The sequence below is a fragment of the Arthrobacter sp. YAF34 genome (assembly GCF_052113245.1).
Taxonomy (GTDB): Bacteria; Actinomycetota; Actinomycetes; order Actinomycetales; family Micrococcaceae; genus Arthrobacter.
This window is the reverse complement of sequence record NZ_JBFRCV010000001.1, coordinates 135673-150563: the sequence shown is the minus strand read 5'-3', so window position 1 is coordinate 150563 and position 14891 is coordinate 135673. Positions and strand designations below refer to the sequence as shown.

At 66.6% G+C, this 14891-nt stretch carries 15 protein-coding genes; 9 read left to right on the top strand and 6 right to left on the bottom strand.

The window, feature by feature from the left end:
* Window positions 1-42 precede the first annotated feature (42 nt).
* Window positions 43-1431, bottom strand: a complete 1389-nt coding sequence (locus tag AB4Y72_RS00710; RefSeq protein ID WP_441424258.1) for a CoA transferase — start codon at window positions 1429-1431, stop codon at window positions 43-45.
* Window positions 1432-1607: 176 nt separating this feature from the next.
* On the opposite strand from AB4Y72_RS00710, the gene AB4Y72_RS00705 reads away from it, so the two are divergent.
* The 7 genes from AB4Y72_RS00705 (at window position 1608) to AB4Y72_RS00675 (ending at window position 6539) form a co-directional block, all read left to right on the top strand.
* A complete protein-coding gene (locus tag AB4Y72_RS00705) occupies window positions 1608-2051 on the top strand; it encodes a GNAT family N-acetyltransferase (RefSeq protein WP_441424257.1) in 444 nt (147 codons plus the stop codon).
* Between the two features lie 19 nt (window positions 2052-2070).
* On the top strand, window positions 2071-2604 hold the full coding sequence (locus AB4Y72_RS00700) for a GNAT family N-acetyltransferase (RefSeq protein ID WP_441424256.1): 534 nt from the start codon (window positions 2071-2073) through the stop codon (window positions 2602-2604).
* 278 nt (window positions 2605-2882) lie between these two features.
* Entirely contained in the window at window positions 2883-3008 is a 126-nt protein-coding gene (locus AB4Y72_RS00695) for a hypothetical protein (protein WP_441424255.1), read from the top strand.
* A gap of 23 nt (window positions 3009-3031) precedes the next feature.
* Complete coding sequence (locus tag AB4Y72_RS00690) at window positions 3032-3685, top strand: class I SAM-dependent methyltransferase (RefSeq protein ID WP_441424254.1); 654 nt, start codon at window positions 3032-3034, stop codon at window positions 3683-3685.
* Window positions 3682-4113, top strand: coding sequence for an NUDIX domain-containing protein (locus AB4Y72_RS00685; protein WP_441424253.1), 432 nt, complete (start codon window positions 3682-3684; stop codon window positions 4111-4113). Before AB4Y72_RS00690 ends, AB4Y72_RS00685 begins: the two co-directional genes overlap by 4 nt.
* On the top strand, window positions 4110-5159 hold the full coding sequence (locus tag AB4Y72_RS00680) for an NAD-dependent epimerase/dehydratase family protein (RefSeq protein WP_441424252.1): 1050 nt from the start codon (window positions 4110-4112) through the stop codon (window positions 5157-5159). Before AB4Y72_RS00685 ends, AB4Y72_RS00680 begins: the two co-directional genes overlap by 4 nt.
* A gap of 486 nt (window positions 5160-5645) precedes the next feature.
* Window positions 5646-6539 (top strand): GerMN domain-containing protein, encoded by an 894-nt coding sequence (locus tag AB4Y72_RS00675; protein ID WP_441424251.1) that lies wholly within the window; start codon window positions 5646-5648, stop codon window positions 6537-6539.
* 74 nt (window positions 6540-6613) lie between these two features.
* Here AB4Y72_RS00675 and AB4Y72_RS00670 read toward each other — a convergent pair whose 3' ends face one another.
* The 3 genes from AB4Y72_RS00670 to hrcA all read right to left on the bottom strand — a co-directional run bounded on the left by AB4Y72_RS00670 (window position 6614) and on the right by hrcA (window position 9594).
* A complete protein-coding gene (locus AB4Y72_RS00670) occupies window positions 6614-7384 on the bottom strand; it encodes a 16S rRNA (uracil(1498)-N(3))-methyltransferase (RefSeq protein WP_441424250.1) in 771 nt (256 codons plus the stop codon).
* Window positions 7385-7386: 2 nt separating this feature from the next.
* Window positions 7387-8517 (bottom strand): molecular chaperone DnaJ, encoded by a 1131-nt coding sequence (dnaJ, locus tag AB4Y72_RS00665; protein ID WP_441424249.1) that lies wholly within the window; start codon window positions 8515-8517, stop codon window positions 7387-7389.
* Between the two features lie 63 nt (window positions 8518-8580).
* Window positions 8581-9594 carry a heat-inducible transcriptional repressor HrcA gene (hrcA, locus tag AB4Y72_RS00660; RefSeq protein WP_441424248.1) on the bottom strand — a complete coding sequence of 338 codons (1014 nt, stop codon included), beginning with the start codon at window positions 9592-9594 and terminating at the stop codon, window positions 8581-8583.
* Window positions 9595-9955: 361 nt separating this feature from the next.
* On the opposite strand from hrcA, the gene AB4Y72_RS00655 reads away from it, so the two are divergent.
* A complete protein-coding gene (locus AB4Y72_RS00655; protein ID WP_441424247.1) occupies window positions 9956-10807 on the top strand; it encodes a DUF3097 domain-containing protein in 852 nt (283 codons plus the stop codon).
* A 141-nt stretch (window positions 10808-10948) separates the two neighbouring features.
* Window positions 10949-11368 carry a DUF4870 domain-containing protein gene (locus AB4Y72_RS00650; RefSeq protein ID WP_441424246.1) on the top strand — a complete coding sequence of 140 codons (420 nt, stop codon included), beginning with the start codon at window positions 10949-10951 and terminating at the stop codon, window positions 11366-11368.
* A gap of 142 nt (window positions 11369-11510) precedes the next feature.
* On the opposite strand, the gene hemW is transcribed toward AB4Y72_RS00650, so the two are convergent.
* On the bottom strand, window positions 11511-12749 hold the full coding sequence (gene hemW, locus AB4Y72_RS00645) for a radical SAM family heme chaperone HemW (protein ID WP_441424245.1): 1239 nt from the start codon (window positions 12747-12749) through the stop codon (window positions 11511-11513).
* A gap of 45 nt (window positions 12750-12794) precedes the next feature.
* Window positions 12795-14648, bottom strand: a complete 1854-nt coding sequence (gene lepA, locus AB4Y72_RS00640; RefSeq protein ID WP_441424244.1) for a translation elongation factor 4 — start codon at window positions 14646-14648, stop codon at window positions 12795-12797.
* Window positions 14649-14891: the final 243 nt, after the last annotated feature.

The following is a 14891-nucleotide window of genomic DNA, read 5'->3' as shown; positions in this document are numbered from 1 at the left end:
GGTTCGCACCGTCCGCGGCCCGGGTCAACGGGTGCTTCCATCTTACGCCAGCGCGGCGCGCCCGACGCCGGTCTGGCCCCGGCGGTGCCATTGCGGCTCGTCGAGACCGAGATCACGCGCCGGGCCGGCGTGCAGTTCGATGCCTTCGATGCGGACCGGTTGGCGCAGCCGTTTTGCGGGCCCCCAGCTCGTGGCTTCCTGTTGGGCCTCAAAGTCGTCCCCGGTCAGGACGGGAAACGGGCTGTGGTTCCCTTCGCCGCGGTAGGGCATGAGGAGGTGGGCCGTCCGGGCGAGGGAGAGCCGGGCCGAGCGGCCAGTACTGGTGTCGCGCCGGTGGGTGAGCGCGCTGAGGGTCGCTGCCGAAAGGAGGTATCCGGTGGCATGGTCCAGCGCCTGGACCGGGAGGGGAACGGGACGGTCCGCGCCGGTGTCGACCATGCCGGCGTGGGCGATGCCGGTGCTCATTTGGACGAGACTGTCGAAGCCGCGGCGACCGGCGAGTGGTCCGCTCCAGCCGTACGCGTCGAGGGAGATGTCGATGAGGCCGGGGCGAATCAGCTGACGGTCGTGGTCGCCGAAGCCGAGCCGCTCGAGCGCGGCTGGCCGGTAGCCGTGGACCATAACGTCCGTGGCCGCGAGCAGTTCTGTGAACGATGCGCGGTCGACGCTCAGGGCGAGGTCCAGCCGGGTGGTGCGTTTGCCGAGCGTGACTTCGGGAATGATGCTCTCGTCCCAGCCGGGCGGGTCGATTCGGAGGACGTCCGCGCCGAGCAGGGCGAGGAAGCGTGTCGCGACCGGCCCGGCAAGGACTCGAGTCAGATCGAGGACCCGCACCCCGGCAAGAGGTCGGCCCGCCGTGCCCGACTGCCCACGGTCCGGGCCGGGTCCGAGATCACGCCATGCGATGAGCGGTTCCGTCGCCACAGCGAGGCCTTGCGGGCTGCTGCGCCACTCGTCGGGCGTCCGCATGACGGCAGCGCAGCCCCCGGCGGCGATGATTGCCGATTCGAGTTCGTCACCGTCCCACGTTAGAACCGCGGCCCCGACCACGACACGATCGGGAGAGTTGCCGGCGTCGAGGACCGAGAGCGCAGCCGCTCGGTGGTGTGGAGCGTTGGTATGGAGCCGGATCCATCCGTCCCGCGTTGGGTAGTCGCCGGCTATCGGGTCCCAAGGCGAAGGCAGGGTCCAGCCCAGCGGGTAAATCGATCTGGCGAACCAGGCCGACGCGAGCTTGCGATTCACGGTCACCCGTCCGGATCCGACGAATCGTGCCGCGCTGAGAGCGGCCGCGGCGAGAGCGCTGCTGGCGAGCTCGGAAACCGGAAACACCGACGGCAAGCCACCGTCCGTTTCGAAGCTGAGGCCGCTTGCGTCGATGCCGGGCAGGGCCGCAAGAATTTCGGTGAGCAGATTCTGTTCCGTGGGCATAGTGTGCACCTCCGGCTCAACTCTCATTCGGCGCCCGATAATCGTCAAGATCGACCAAAAGTATCAATGTGGTCTCCGTCAGCAGGACGAGGCCGCCCTGGCGGCGACGAAACCCAAGCATTCCAATGGCCGTTCTCCGTCAGAACGTGGTCACACCGCGGACGTAGGGTGATTCCATGATCACCATTCGCGAAAGCCGACCTAGTGATGTGCCCGGCCTGGCGGCACTGAGAGCCACGTGGGCAGCGGAACAGCAGCCTGCCCACGAGGAAGATCCGGCCTTCGACACCGTCTTTACGGACTGGATGGACGCCAATCCGCGCAAGTTCTTTGTGGCGGACAACGACGGCGAACTCGTGGGGATGCTCAATCTTATGATTTTCGAGCGTATGCCCAAGCCAGGGACGGCCGATTCACGGTGGGTCTATCTGGGAAACGTCTACGTGCTGCCGGCATTCCGGAACGCCGGCATCGGCGGGCGGCTCGTTGAGGCCTCAATTCAGTTCTCGCAGAGCGTCAAAGCCGTACGGATGATTCTTTCGCCCTCCGCCGAGTCACGGGATTTCTACGCGCGGTTGGGGTTCCGGTCTGCCGGGGAGTTGAACATTCTCGGGTTCTGATCCAAGGCATGATGGGGGCATGGAATTGCAGACTGAGCGTCTCCTGCTCCGCGAGTACACCGTGGATGACTTCGCGGCGGTACATGCATTTGCCGCTGATGTGAGAATCGCCGAATACGTGGACTGGGGACCGAATTCGGCCGCCGACACAAAGCAATTTCTCGAAATGTGCGTGGCGGCCCAAGGCGACGCGGTCCGGACAAACTTCACCCTCGCCGTCACTTTCGCCAATGGCGACCCCTTTGGTTCGGTCGGACTCTCGGTGGATCACGGCCGGGGCGACCTCGGGTACGTGATTGATCGTGATCACTGGGGGCAGGGATATGCCACGGAAGCCGCGGCCTCTCTCCTCCGTTTCGGCAAAGAATGCCTTAAACTCCGGGAGATTACTGCCACCTGCAGACCTGAAAACACAGCCTCGGCGAGGGTGCTGGAGAAGATCGGGATGGTCCACGTCGGAACTCGGACGGCCGACAAACTTATTCGTGGACGGTGGCGGGATTCCCTGGTCTTTTCCGCGGCGAACAGTATCGCCTGGCACCACGCCAAATAACCGAGCCGGACGGGCCCCCGGTTTGGATTCATACGGACCTGCAACCCGGGACCATACTGACTCGATTGGTCTCATCGCCTATCCATACTATGTCGACACCCCATCACTCGCCCGGGTCTCGAAATATCAGATTGAGCAGGCCATTGCCGACCTCTGAAAGTTCGTGACCGCCATCCGCGCCGTCACCGAAAGCCCACAGGCGAGACCCAGGCGGGCGCACCTCCGGACCGGCGCGTGGCGGAGTCCGACGTGATGCGGGCGCGGTTAGGCTTCCGGTCATGGCAATCCTCCACCAAGCCGAACTGCAGCCGACGAACCTTGAACTCCTCGAAAGGCTCGTCCTGACAGGCACCTGGGACGGACAAAAGAACCCGATCCAGCTCGCCGCCATAACGAATACCTGACCCGGAGAGGTTCCGCTGTCAACATGATTCAGGAGAGTGCTGCTGGTTCCGTACGCGCTGCTTACAACACGGTGGCGGCCTCGTATGCGCGGGCCCTTCCCGACACCTCCTTCGAGTCTTCGCTGGATCTGGCAATGATTCGGCAGTTCGCCGATGCTTTGTGCGCCGGGACAGCCGACGGCGGCATCCTGGATGCCGGCTGCGGAACGGGCCGGATGATTTCCCACCTCGAATCCTTGGGACTGTCCGATATCGAAGGGGTGGACTTGTCCGAGGCCATGATTGCCCAAGCCCGGAATTCCCATCCTCAGTGTCACTTCAAGACCGGCGACCTGGCCGCCCTCCCATACGCCAGCCGAAGCTTTCGGGGCGTGCTCGCCTGGTACTCCGTGATCCATACCCCGCCGGAACACCTGCCGGATATTGTCACGGACCTGGCCCGGGTGACCCGTCACGGCGGTCACGTCCTGCTGGGCTTTCAGGCCGGGATCGGTCAACGAACAATGGACCGCGCCTATGGACATGACGTGGTTCTCACCGCCTGGCTGCACGATCCCGCTGATGTTGCCAAACTCCTCACCCGCCAAGGCTTCACCATCGCCGCCCAGCTGACGCGGGAGCCGCGGTCGGTCGAGGCGCACGCGCAAGCATTCATCCTCGCGAGGCGGTCCGGTTGACCCACCGCGTTGCTGTCGGTGTTCTCGTCGGGCCGCTGGGCGTGCTGATGTGCCGCCGCGTCGCGTCGGCGAAGTGGTACCCGGACACGTGGGACTTTCCTGGTGGTCACATCGAGGACGGCGAAACAGCCGGTGAAGCGCTCGCCAGGGAGCTTCTGGAGGAAGTCGCCGTCCACGTCATCCCACCGACGACCGCTCCCACTTTTACGGTCCGGGACAACGAGAACTCACCCGACGGGTTGGCACTCTCAGGCTGGGTCCTGGACACGTGGTCAGGAGTTCCTGCGCATCTGGCCACGGACGAGCACTCGGAAATACGCTGGCTCAGCCCCGACGATGCCCTCCGACTGAACCTCGCCCACGGCCGGTACACCGACGTCCTTGTACAGGTACGCACGTCCTTCCCGTCGGTTAGAGTCGGACGATGAAACGGGCCGTGATTCTTGGAGGAACAGGTGTTCTCGGGCGCGCCATTGCGTGGCGCCTCATCAGCTCCGGCTGGGCGGTGGACATGACCGGCCGGACCGAGCGGAAGATGCCGGCAGACCTGGCCGCCGCCGGGGCGCGTTTCATAGCGGCGGAACGTCGTGACGCGGCTGCCCTGGCAGGGGTCATTGGCGCGGGCGCGGATCTCCTCGTCGATGCTGCGTGTTACACCGAGGCCGACGCCGAGCAGCTTCTTCCTCATCTGAGTGCTGTCACGTCGGCCGTCATGCTGTCGAGCAAGGCTGTCTATGTTGATGCCGCCGGCAACCACGTCAATTCCGTGGTCCCGCCGCGCTTTGACGCCCCCGTTGTCGAGGGCAACCCCACCATGAAGCCCGGTACGGGGAATTACGATTCCCCGCTGGGCTACGGCGCCAACAAAGTGGCCGCAGAGAACGCCCTGCTGGACAGCGGCCATCCGGTGACGGTGGTTCGGCCGTCGAAGGTGCACGGGGAAGGGGCTGCGCGCCCCCGGGAATGGATGTTCGTCAAACGGATTCTCGACCGGCGGCCGTCAGTGTTTCTAGCCCATGCGGGGAAGGGCGGGGACCACACGACGGCGGCCGTCAACACCGCCGCCCTTGTGGAAACGGTGGCCGCCGCGCCCGGCTCGCGGATCCTCAACAGCGCCGATCCGGATGCACCGAACGCGCGTCAGATCGCGGGGGCAATCGCCCAGCACCTCGGCCACGAATGGCAGGAGGTGCTGCTGGATGACACAGCCCCTGCCGGCCTGGGCGACCACCCTTGGGATTTCCGGCCCCCGCTGGTCCTGAGCACGCAAGCCTCCCTCGACCTGGGCTATGAGCCTGTTGGAACATATGCGCAGACGATTCCGTATCAGGTGGACTGGCTGGTGAAGGCGTTTGCAGCCGGAATCGTGCCAGGTGCGGACGATCCGTTCCTCGAGCATTACCTCGACTACGCCCGCGAGAACCTGTTCGCCGGCTATCAGGCCTCGCCAGCGGTCGGCGGCGGCGAAGCCTAGGCAGGCTCGCCCCAACTAGGTCGCAGCAGGGGCCGTTTTGGGCCCTCAAAACGGCCCCTGCTGCTAGCTAGTTGGGCACCGGGGCGTGTCACGGCCACTGACAAAGTCCGCGCCTTGGCAGACCGTCCTGAACCGCGGCCACGCACCCTGGAGCCGGCACCTCCTCGGGCTGCTCGCACAGCAGGTGATCAGGCCCGATTAGGTATCAACTTTGTATCGGCCTCATATCGTTCCCGTTGCAGTTCCGCCGCCCGGGCCAAAACGCGGCTGTCGCGCTGCACCGGTATGCAATGCTGGAAATCGGCTCCCCCGCGGGCACCTTTCCAGCATCCCGGAAGGTGCGGTGTGGGCGGCCACCGGCGGCCCTTGCCGCCCGTAAACGAATCAGCCACCGCGGCCCGCGGAGGCGGTACACGAAGGGACAGCAGCATCAGGCAGCGTGGAGTACAACAGGCGGCAGCGGGGCGCTTTCGCCGTACCGCGCTGATGCTCGTGCTGCCCGCCGCCCTCGTCCTGTCCGGCTGCGTGGCGACGCCGGAGGGCGGCATCACGAACTCCAGCAGCCCCTCGGAACTCATTCCTGTCCCGGCGTCGGGCGTCCCCACCACCAGCGCCCCGCTCGAGACAGCCCAGGCGTCGAACAAGGCCCCCGTGTATTGGATCGGCCGGAGCAACGACAACGCGTTCCTCTACCGCGAGTTCCGGGACGTTCCCGATCAAGACAACCCCGTCACCCGCGCCCTGCGGGTCATGATGTCCCAGCAGCCGCTGGACCCGGATTTCTTCACGCCCTGGCAGAACCCGAAGAAGCTGGCGACGTCGATTTCCGGCACGAACGTCATCACCGTTGACGTCTCCGCCGATGCCTTCAACAGCAACGTCGATGCGGCGATGGCCGAGCGCGCCATTCAGCAGCTGGTGTACACGGCGACGGCTGCCGCCGCCAGCGCCGGCCTGATCGATTCCGGACAACAGGTCCAGGTCGTCATACTGGTCGACGGCCATACGGACTACGTCGCGTTCAACCACGTCCGTCTGGGCGCGCCGACCTCACGCAGCGCAGGGCTCGTGGCGCCGGTGTGGATCATCGATCCGCAGGAGGGCGATTCAGTGTCCGACGGGACGGTCAAGATCAACGGCCGCAGCACCGTTCAGGGCGGAAAACTTCGCTGGGAGATCCTTAAAGTCGACGGCGACAACGCCAAGACGGCCTATCTCAACGGCAACACCGTTGCTTCGGGTGATGCCGCGCAGCCCGGGTTGTTCACGCTGTCCGCAAACCTCGGCCCGGGCAGGTACGAGGTCCGGGTGTCCCAGGTGGACCCGGCCGACAGCGCGAAGGAACTGTTCCTCGACACCCGCGGCTTCACAGTCAAGTAATTCCGGTCAAGCGGTCCCGGCCAGCCAGCCCGGCCGCATGCGTGCCGGCGTCTAGTCAGACCGCCTCCGGCGGGCTACCAGCGGCCAAGGATGTCGCTGGCCAGCACGGTGGCGGCGGGTCCCGCGGTGGACGAGCGCAGCACATGGTGCCCCAGGAGTGCCGTGACCGCCCCGGCGTCGCACAGCCGGGTCACCTCGCGCGGACTGATGCCGCCTTCCGGGCCCACAATCAGCAGCACTTCACGGGCTCTGGCGTCGGGCGCGGACGTTTCCAGCCACGACTCGAGCACGTGCCGCAGCGGCCGGACGGCATCTTCGTGCAGAATGACCGCCAGGTCGGCGGCCGCGACGGCCGCCTGCAGCCCCGTACTGTCGACGGCGGCGCGGACCTCCGGGATCCACGCGCGCCGGGCCTGCTTGGCGGCCGCTGTGACCACCGATTGCCACTTGGCGTGCGCCTTCGCGGCCCGTTCGGCCTTCCACCGCACGATGGACCGCTCCGCCTGCCACGGAATGACAGCGTCGATGCCCAGTTCGGTCGCCGTTTCGGCCGCAAGCTCGTCGCGGTCGCCCTTGGCGAGGGCCTGGACCAGGACCAGCCGGATGCCGGGCTGCGGCTCGTCCGCCATGCCCCCGCACTCGACTGTCAACTCGCCCGGCGCGACGGCGGTCACCGTACCGGTCAGGCGCTTGCCGGCGCCGTCTGCGATGTCCACGGACTCCCCGACGGCGAGCCGCTTGACGGTGACGGCGTGCCGGGCCTCCGCGCCCTCGAGGACAAAGACCGAGCCGGGGACCTGCGACTCCAGGGTGCCAGGGGCGGTGAAGAAGACCGGGTTACTCACCGCTACAGGTTACCGAGCCGGTCCCGCAGTTTGGCGAAGACACCGCCGCTGGCGGCAAGCTTTCCCGCCGTGAAGTGTTCGCCGCGGTGCTTGGCCAGCTGACGGAGAAGGTCTTCCTGGACGTGATCGAGCTTGACCGGCGTTTCCACCTGCAGGTGCACCTTCAGGTCGCCGCGGCCGTGGCCGCGCAGGTGCGTGACACCGAGGCCGCGCAGGGTGATGATCTCGCCTGACTGGGTCCCGGCCTTGACGTCGATCTCCTGCTCGCCGTCGAAGGTCTCCAAGGATATTTCGGTGCCGAGCGCTGCGGCCGTCATGGGGATGTTGAGGCTGGCGTGGAGGTCGTCGCCGTCGCGGACGTAGGTGGGATCATTGTTGACCCTGATCTCCACGTACAGATCACCGGCGGGGCCGCCGGCGGGGCCGGCCTCGCCCTGGCCGGACAGCTGGATGCGGGTGCCGGTGGCGACGCCGGCCGGGACCTTGACGGTCAGGGAGCGGCGGCTGCGGATCCGGCCCTGGCCGCTGCACTCGTTGCATGGGTCCTTGATAACGGTACCGAAACCCTCGCAGGATCCGCAGGGGGCCGACGTCATGACCTGGCCGAGGATCGAGCGCACGGCACGCTGGACCTGGCCGCTGCCGCCACAGATGTCGCAGCGGACCGGGTGGCTGCCCTCGCGGCAGCACGATCCCTCGCAGGTGGGGCAGACGACTGCCGTGTCCACCTCGAGCTTCTTGTTCACGCCGAAAACGGCGTCGCGGAGATCGATCCGGACGCTGATGAGCGCGTCCTGGCCGCGGCGGACCCGGGATGCCGGGCCGCCCTGGCCACCGCCGGCGCCGAAGAAGGTCTCGAAGATGTCCTGGAAGGCGAAGCCCTGGCCCGAGTAGCTGCCGCCGCCGAAACCGTTGTCGGTGCCGTTCTCATTGCCGGTGGTGTCATAGACCCGGCGCTTCTGCGGATCGGAGAGGACCTCGTAGGCGTGGGTGACGGCCTTGAACCGGTCCGAGGCATCCTCCCCCGGGTTCACGTCCGGGTGCAGGGTCCGGGCCAGTTTCCGGTAGGCCTTCTTGATCTCCTCCCCCGTTGCATCGCGGGAGACTCCAAGAACGTCATAGTGGCTGGTCAAAGTGTGTATCTCTTCCTTGTTGTACTGCCTGTGGGCAAGACGTCGCGTGATGTTTGGGGCCGGTCAGGGCCCCAGGATCCTCGAAAGGTAGCGGGCCACCGCGCGGACGGCGGCCATGGTGGTGGGGTAATCCATCCGGGTAGGCCCAAGCACGCCGACCTTGGCCGTGGCGTCCGGCCCGTAGGCGGTGGCCACCACGGAAGCCTCGGCGAGCCCGTCGTACGGGTTTTCGCGGCCGATGCTGACGGTGACGCCGCGCGGGTCTTCCGCCATTTCGCTGAGCAGGCGAAGCATCACCACCTGCTCCTCCAGCGCCTCCAGGACCGGGCCGATGCTGAGCGGGAAGTCCACGTTGGAGCGGGCCAGGTTGGCAGTGCCGGCCATGACCATGCGCTCTTCGCGGCTGCTGGTGGCCAGGGCCTCCAGGCCGCGGGCCAGGGCCTGGGCTGCTCCGCGGCGCGCCGGCGGTTCGCTGGCCACGACGGCGGGCAGCAGTTGCGGCAGAAGGCTCAGCGGTGTTCCGGAGAGGCTTGCCAGGAAGCGGGTGCGCAGCTCAGCCACGGCGTCGTCGGGAAGGTCCTGCCCGACGTCGATCACGCGCTGCTCCACCTTGCCGGTATCCGCTATCAGCACCATCAGCACCTTGCGCGGCGCCAGCAGCACGAACTCGATGTGCCGCACCTTGGCGCGGCTGAGCAGCGGATACTGCACGACGGCGACCTGGTTGGTCAGCTGGGAAAGGAGCCGCACGGTCCGGTCCAGGACGTCGTCGAGGTCCTGGGACCCTTCCAGCAGCGCCTGAATGGCACGCCGTTCCGCCGGGGAAAGTGGCTTGACCGCCGAGATCTGGTCGACGAAGAGCCGGTAGCCCTTGTCCGTGGGGATCCTGCCTGCACTCGTGTGCGGTGCGGTGATGAGCCCTTCGTCTTCCAGCGCCGCCATGTCGTTGCGGATCGTGGCACTGGAGACGCCGAGATGGTGCCGTTCAACGAGTGCTTTGGAACCAACGGGCTCGCGGGAATGGACGTAGTCCTCCACGATCGCCCGCAGCACTTCGAGTTTGCGCGGTTCGCTCACGCTCCACCTCCAATCGACTGTCCCGCCGCCGGTGCCGCCCGCCGTCTCCGAATCGCGTCCACAAGTAGTGCAAGGGCGGTCCGCGGCTCGTCAGGGGTTAGCACTCGACATGCCTAAGTGCTAACCAGTCTAATATGAGTCGCCGCGTTGTTAGCATTGGATTCGCTCCAGGCGTGGCCCGCGGGATCGAGTTTCCCGTCACGTCGGCGTCGAGACCGGCGCAGCTGCTGCTGTTCCGCCCCACGCGGTCCGGCACAAGCGGCCCCGGTTCCGGCCCGCGGAGTGTTCCACTGCCCACCGTGCAATTGCCCACCGTTCAATTGCCCACCGTTCAATCCGAGTGCAAAGTAAGCGTGTAGAGATGTCGTACCAGAACTGGGGACCCCAGGACCTATCCGCCCCCGCCAAGACGCAGTTGCCGGAAGTCCCGGTGGAACGCGGAATGGTCCTCGAGGAGGTCCAGTCCGGCTGGGTGGGCGCCGTGACCCGGGTCGAGAAATCCGGCGGCATGCACGTGGTGGCGCTGGAGGACCGGCGGGGCAAATCCCGGTCCTTCCGGCTCGGCTTCGGCTTCCTCCTGGAGGGCCAGCCGATCCGGCTGATGCCCCCGGCCCCGAAGAAGGCGGCGCCTGCCGCAGGAGCCGGCCGTACGGCGTCGGGCTCGGTGCAGGTCGCGGGACAGCGCGCCCAGGTGGCGAAGGCCAGCCGGATCTGGGTGGAAGGCAAGCACGACGCCGAGCTCGTCGAGAAAGTCTGGGGCGATGACCTCCGGGTGGAGGGCATCGTCGTCGAACCCCTTCACGGCATTGATGACCTGACTGCCGCCGTGGCGGAGTTCCGGCCTGGTCCGGGGCGCCGTCTCGGCATTCTCGTTGACCACCTGGTGCCCGACTCCAAGGAGTCCCGGATCGCCGACGCCGTGATGGCCTCGCCCGGCGCCGCCGGCAACGTGCTGATTGTGGGCCACCCCTACGTCGACGTGTGGCAGGCCATCCGGCCCGCGGTTCTCGGGATCGAGCGCTGGCCCGTGATCCCCCGCGGCGTGGACTGGAAGACCGGTATCCTGACGACTTTCGGGTGGCCTCACTCCACGAAGGAGGACATCGGTCTTGGCTGGCAGAAACTCCTGGGGGCTGTGCGCAGCTACGCGGATTTGGAGCCGTCCCTGCTGGGCCGGGTGGAAGAGGTCATTGACTTCCTCACCGTGCCGTAGGCTGCCGACGCCGGCCTCTGATCTCCGTTAAGGCGCCCGAGCAAGTATTCTTGAATCGGTGACTGCGCTCCCAGCGCGGTCCCAGCTATTCCAGGCATCACCCCGGCAGCAACGCATCACCGCAATCCGAAGGACTACACGTTGGCAGATAACGCACGCGAACACACGGACAACAAGGCTGGCCACGACCAGCCCCCGTACCATGGCGTTCCGGCAAATGCGCTGCCGCTCACGGCCAGCGAAGACCGGCAGTGGGCCACGCTGGCGCACTTCGGCGGCATTCTGGGCTGCGTGCCCTCGTTGCTGATCTATTTGATCTTCAAGGACCGCGGGCCGTTCACGGCGCAGGAGTCCAAGGAAGCCCTCAATTTCACGCTGCCGCCGACCCTCGCCGCGTTGCTCGCCAATCTTCTGGTCTTCATTCCCGTGGTGGGCAACCTCTTTGCGGTCCTTGCCACCGTGATCTGGATCGCCGTGACCTGCTTCTCGGTGGCGGCGGGCATTCACGTCAACCGGGGCCAGCCGCACCGTTACGAGTTCAACCTGCGCTGGATCAAATAGGCCGGGCTCTACAACCGGCTTCCAACACCCGTTTCCAAACACTAGAGCCGGCCGCTGCCCGTCAGGGTCCAGCGGCCGGCTCTTTGTATGTCCTCATCCGGTGCGGCAGCCTGTGCGACACCCGGGACGGAGGCTTGCGGGCCTAGTCCGGCAGGATCCTGCGGACCACGGCGTCGGCCAGCAGCCGGCCTTTGAGCGTGAGGACCAGCCGGCCGTTGAAAGCGGCGGCGGGGTCCACCAGGCCGTCGGCGATCAGGCCAGCGACGGCATGCCGGCCCGTGTCTCCCAGGCCGCCGAGGCTCGGGATCTCGAGCCCGGAGTTCAGGCGGGCCTCGAGCATGACCCGCTCCACGTTGCGGGTCTCGGCGTCCAGGGTTTCGCGTCCGGCGGCGGGCGATGCGCCGGCGCCGAGGCGGTTGGCGTAGGCGGTGGGGTGCTTGACGTTCCACCAGCGCACGCCCCCGACGTGCGAGTGCGCCCCGGGCCCGATGCCCCACCAGTCATCCCCGCGCCAATAGGCGAGGTTGTGCCGGCATGCCTGGTCCGGGGTGCGGGACCAGTTGCTGACCTCGTACCAGGCGAGCCCGGCCGCGGAAATCAGTTCGTCGGCGAGTTCATACTTGGCGGCGTGGTCGTCGTCGTCGATTCCCGGCACTTCGCCGCGGCGGATTTGCGCGGCAAGTTTGGTGCCCTCCTCAACAATCAGCGCGTATGCGCTGATGTGATCGGGCGCGTAGGACAGGGCGGTCTCGAGCGAATAGCGCCAGTCCTCCAGCGACTCCCCCGGCGTGCCGTAGATCAGGTCCAGGCTGACCGCGAGGCCAGCATCGCGCGCCCACCGCACCACCTCGGGCACGCGGCTGGGCGTGTGGGTGCGGTCGAGGACCTTCAGGACGTGCGGTACGGCCGACTGCATCCCGAACGAGACCCGGGTGAACCCGGCGTCGGCGAGCAGCCGCAGGGACTCGGGGGTGACCGAATCCGGGTTGGCCTCCGTGGTCACCTCGGCGCCGGGCTGCAGGCCCCAGGCACCGATTGAAGCCGTGAGAATGCGCGCCAGGTCCTCCGCCGGGAGCAGCGTGGGCGTCCCGCCGCCGAAGAAGACCGTGCTAAGCGGACGGGCCGGCAACCCTGAATCCTTCAGGACGCGGGCGGCGAACTCGACCTCCGCGATCGCGGTGGCGGCGTAGGCATCCTGGGAGGCACCGCCGCCGAGCTCGGTGGCGGTGTAGGTGTTGAAGTCGCAGTACCCGCAGCGGACCGCGCAGAACGGAATGTGCATATAAAGTCCGAAGGCGCGCTGATCCGCGCCCTCGGCCGCCTGGGCGGGCAGGAGTCCGTCCGGCGGCGCCGGGTCGCCCAGCGGGAGAACGCTAGGCATTGGCCCGGCCTGCCGGCGCTGCCGCAACAATCATGTTCAGCACTGCTACTTCTTGGCCTTGTCCTTGGATTCGTCCGTGGTGAGGGCGGCGATGAAGGCTTCCTGCGGGACCTCGACGCGGCCCACCATCTTCATGCGCTTCTTGCCTTCCTTCTGCTTTTCCAGCAGCTTGCGCTTTCGCGTGATGTCACCGCCGTAGCACTTGGCAAGGACGTCCTTGCGGATGGCGCGGATGCTTTCGCGGGCGATGATCCTGGAGCCGATGGCGGCCTGGATGGGGACCTCGAACTGCTGCCGCGGAATGAGTTCGCGCAGCTTGCCGGTCATCATCACACCGTAGGCGTAGGCCTTGTCGCGGTGCGTGATGGCGGAGAAAGCATCCACCTGTTCGCCCTGGAGCATGATGTCCACCTTTACCAGGTCGGCGACCTGTTCGCCGTCGGCCTTCCAGTCCAGCGATCCGTAGCCGCGGGTCTTGGACTTGAGGATGTCGAAGAAGTCGAAGACGATCTCGGCCAGGGGCAGGCGGTAACGGATTTCCACGCGGTCCTCGGAGAGGTAGTCCATGCCGCCCATGACACCGCGCCGGCTCTGGCACAGCTCCATGATGGCGCCGACGAACTCATTCGGTGCGAGGATGGTGGCGGACACCATCGGCTCCCGGACTTCGGCGATCTTGCCGGTGGGGTATTCGCTGGGGTTCGTGACGTGGACGATCTTCTTGTCCTCCAGCGTCACCTCGTATTCCACGTTGGGGGCGGTGGAAATCAGGTCCAGCTTGTATTCGCGTTCGAGCCGCTCCCGGGTGATTTCCAGGTGCAGCAGGCCCAGGAATCCCACCCGGAAGCCGAAGCCCAGGGCCGCGGACGTTTCGGGCTCGTACACCAGGGCGGCATCGTTGAGCATCAGCTTCTCCAGCGCATCGCGGAGCACCGGATAGTCCGTGCCGTCCAGCGGATAGAGGCCGGAGAAGACCATCGGTTTGGCATCGGCATAGCCGGGCAGGGAATCGGTGGCGGGTTTGGCAAGATTCGTGACCGTGTCGCCAACCTTGGACAGGCGGACGTCCTTCACACCGGTGATGAGGTAGCCCACTTCACCGACGCCGAGGCCCTTGGACGGGGTGGGTTCCGGGGAGCTCACGCCGATCTCGAGGAGTTCGTGGGTCGCGCGGGTCGACATCATCTGGATGCGTTCGCGCGGGTGCAGCATTCCGTCGACCACGCGGACGTAGGTGACCACACCGCGGTAGGTGTCATAGACCGAGTCGAAGATCATGGCACGGGCCGGGGCCTCCGGGTCACCCACGGGTGCCGGCAGGTCGCGGACGATCTTGTCCAGCAGGGCCTCGACGCCCATGCCCGTCTTGCCGGAGACGCGGAGCACGTCGTCGGGGTCGCCGCCGATCAGGTTGGCCAGTTCCGCCGCGTACTTCTCGGGCTGGGCTGCCGGGAGGTCGATCTTGTTCAGGACCGGGATGATCGTGAGGTTGTTTTCCATCGCCAGGTAGAGGTTGGCGAGGGTCTGGGCCTCGATGCCCTGGGCCGCGTCCACGAGCAGGATCGCGCCTTCGCAGGCCGCGAGCGAGCGGGAGACCTCATACGTGAAGTCAACGTGCCCGGGAGTATCGATCATATTCAGCGCGTAGCTGGTGCCGTCGAGTTCCCACGGCATGCGGACGGCCTGGGATTTGATGGTGATGCCGCGTTCACGCTCAATGTCCATGCGGTCCAGGTACTGGGCCTTCATGTCCCGGGACTGGACGACGCCGGTGTACTGGAGCATCCGGTCGGCCAGTGTGGACTTGCCGTGGTCAATGTGCGCAATGATGCAGAAGTTCCGGATGATGGCCGGATCTGTTGCGGCGGGCACCGGGGCGGTGCGGGCCATGGGAGACACGCAGGGTCCTAACTGTTGGCATTACTGTCGGCTCTTCCACGGATCGGCGCGGATGCTGGTTTCCCATCCTGCGACGTGGCGCCCTTGTCGTTCCTATAGTCTCCCACGTCCGGGGGTGTGGGAGTGCATCCCGGCTTCCGTTGCGGGCCCTGTTTGGTGCCATGGATTGCCCGCTCGACTTTCGGGGCGCGGCGGGGCCGTCACGGCCGCCCCGGCTGCGGCCGCCTGCCACCGCACTACCAG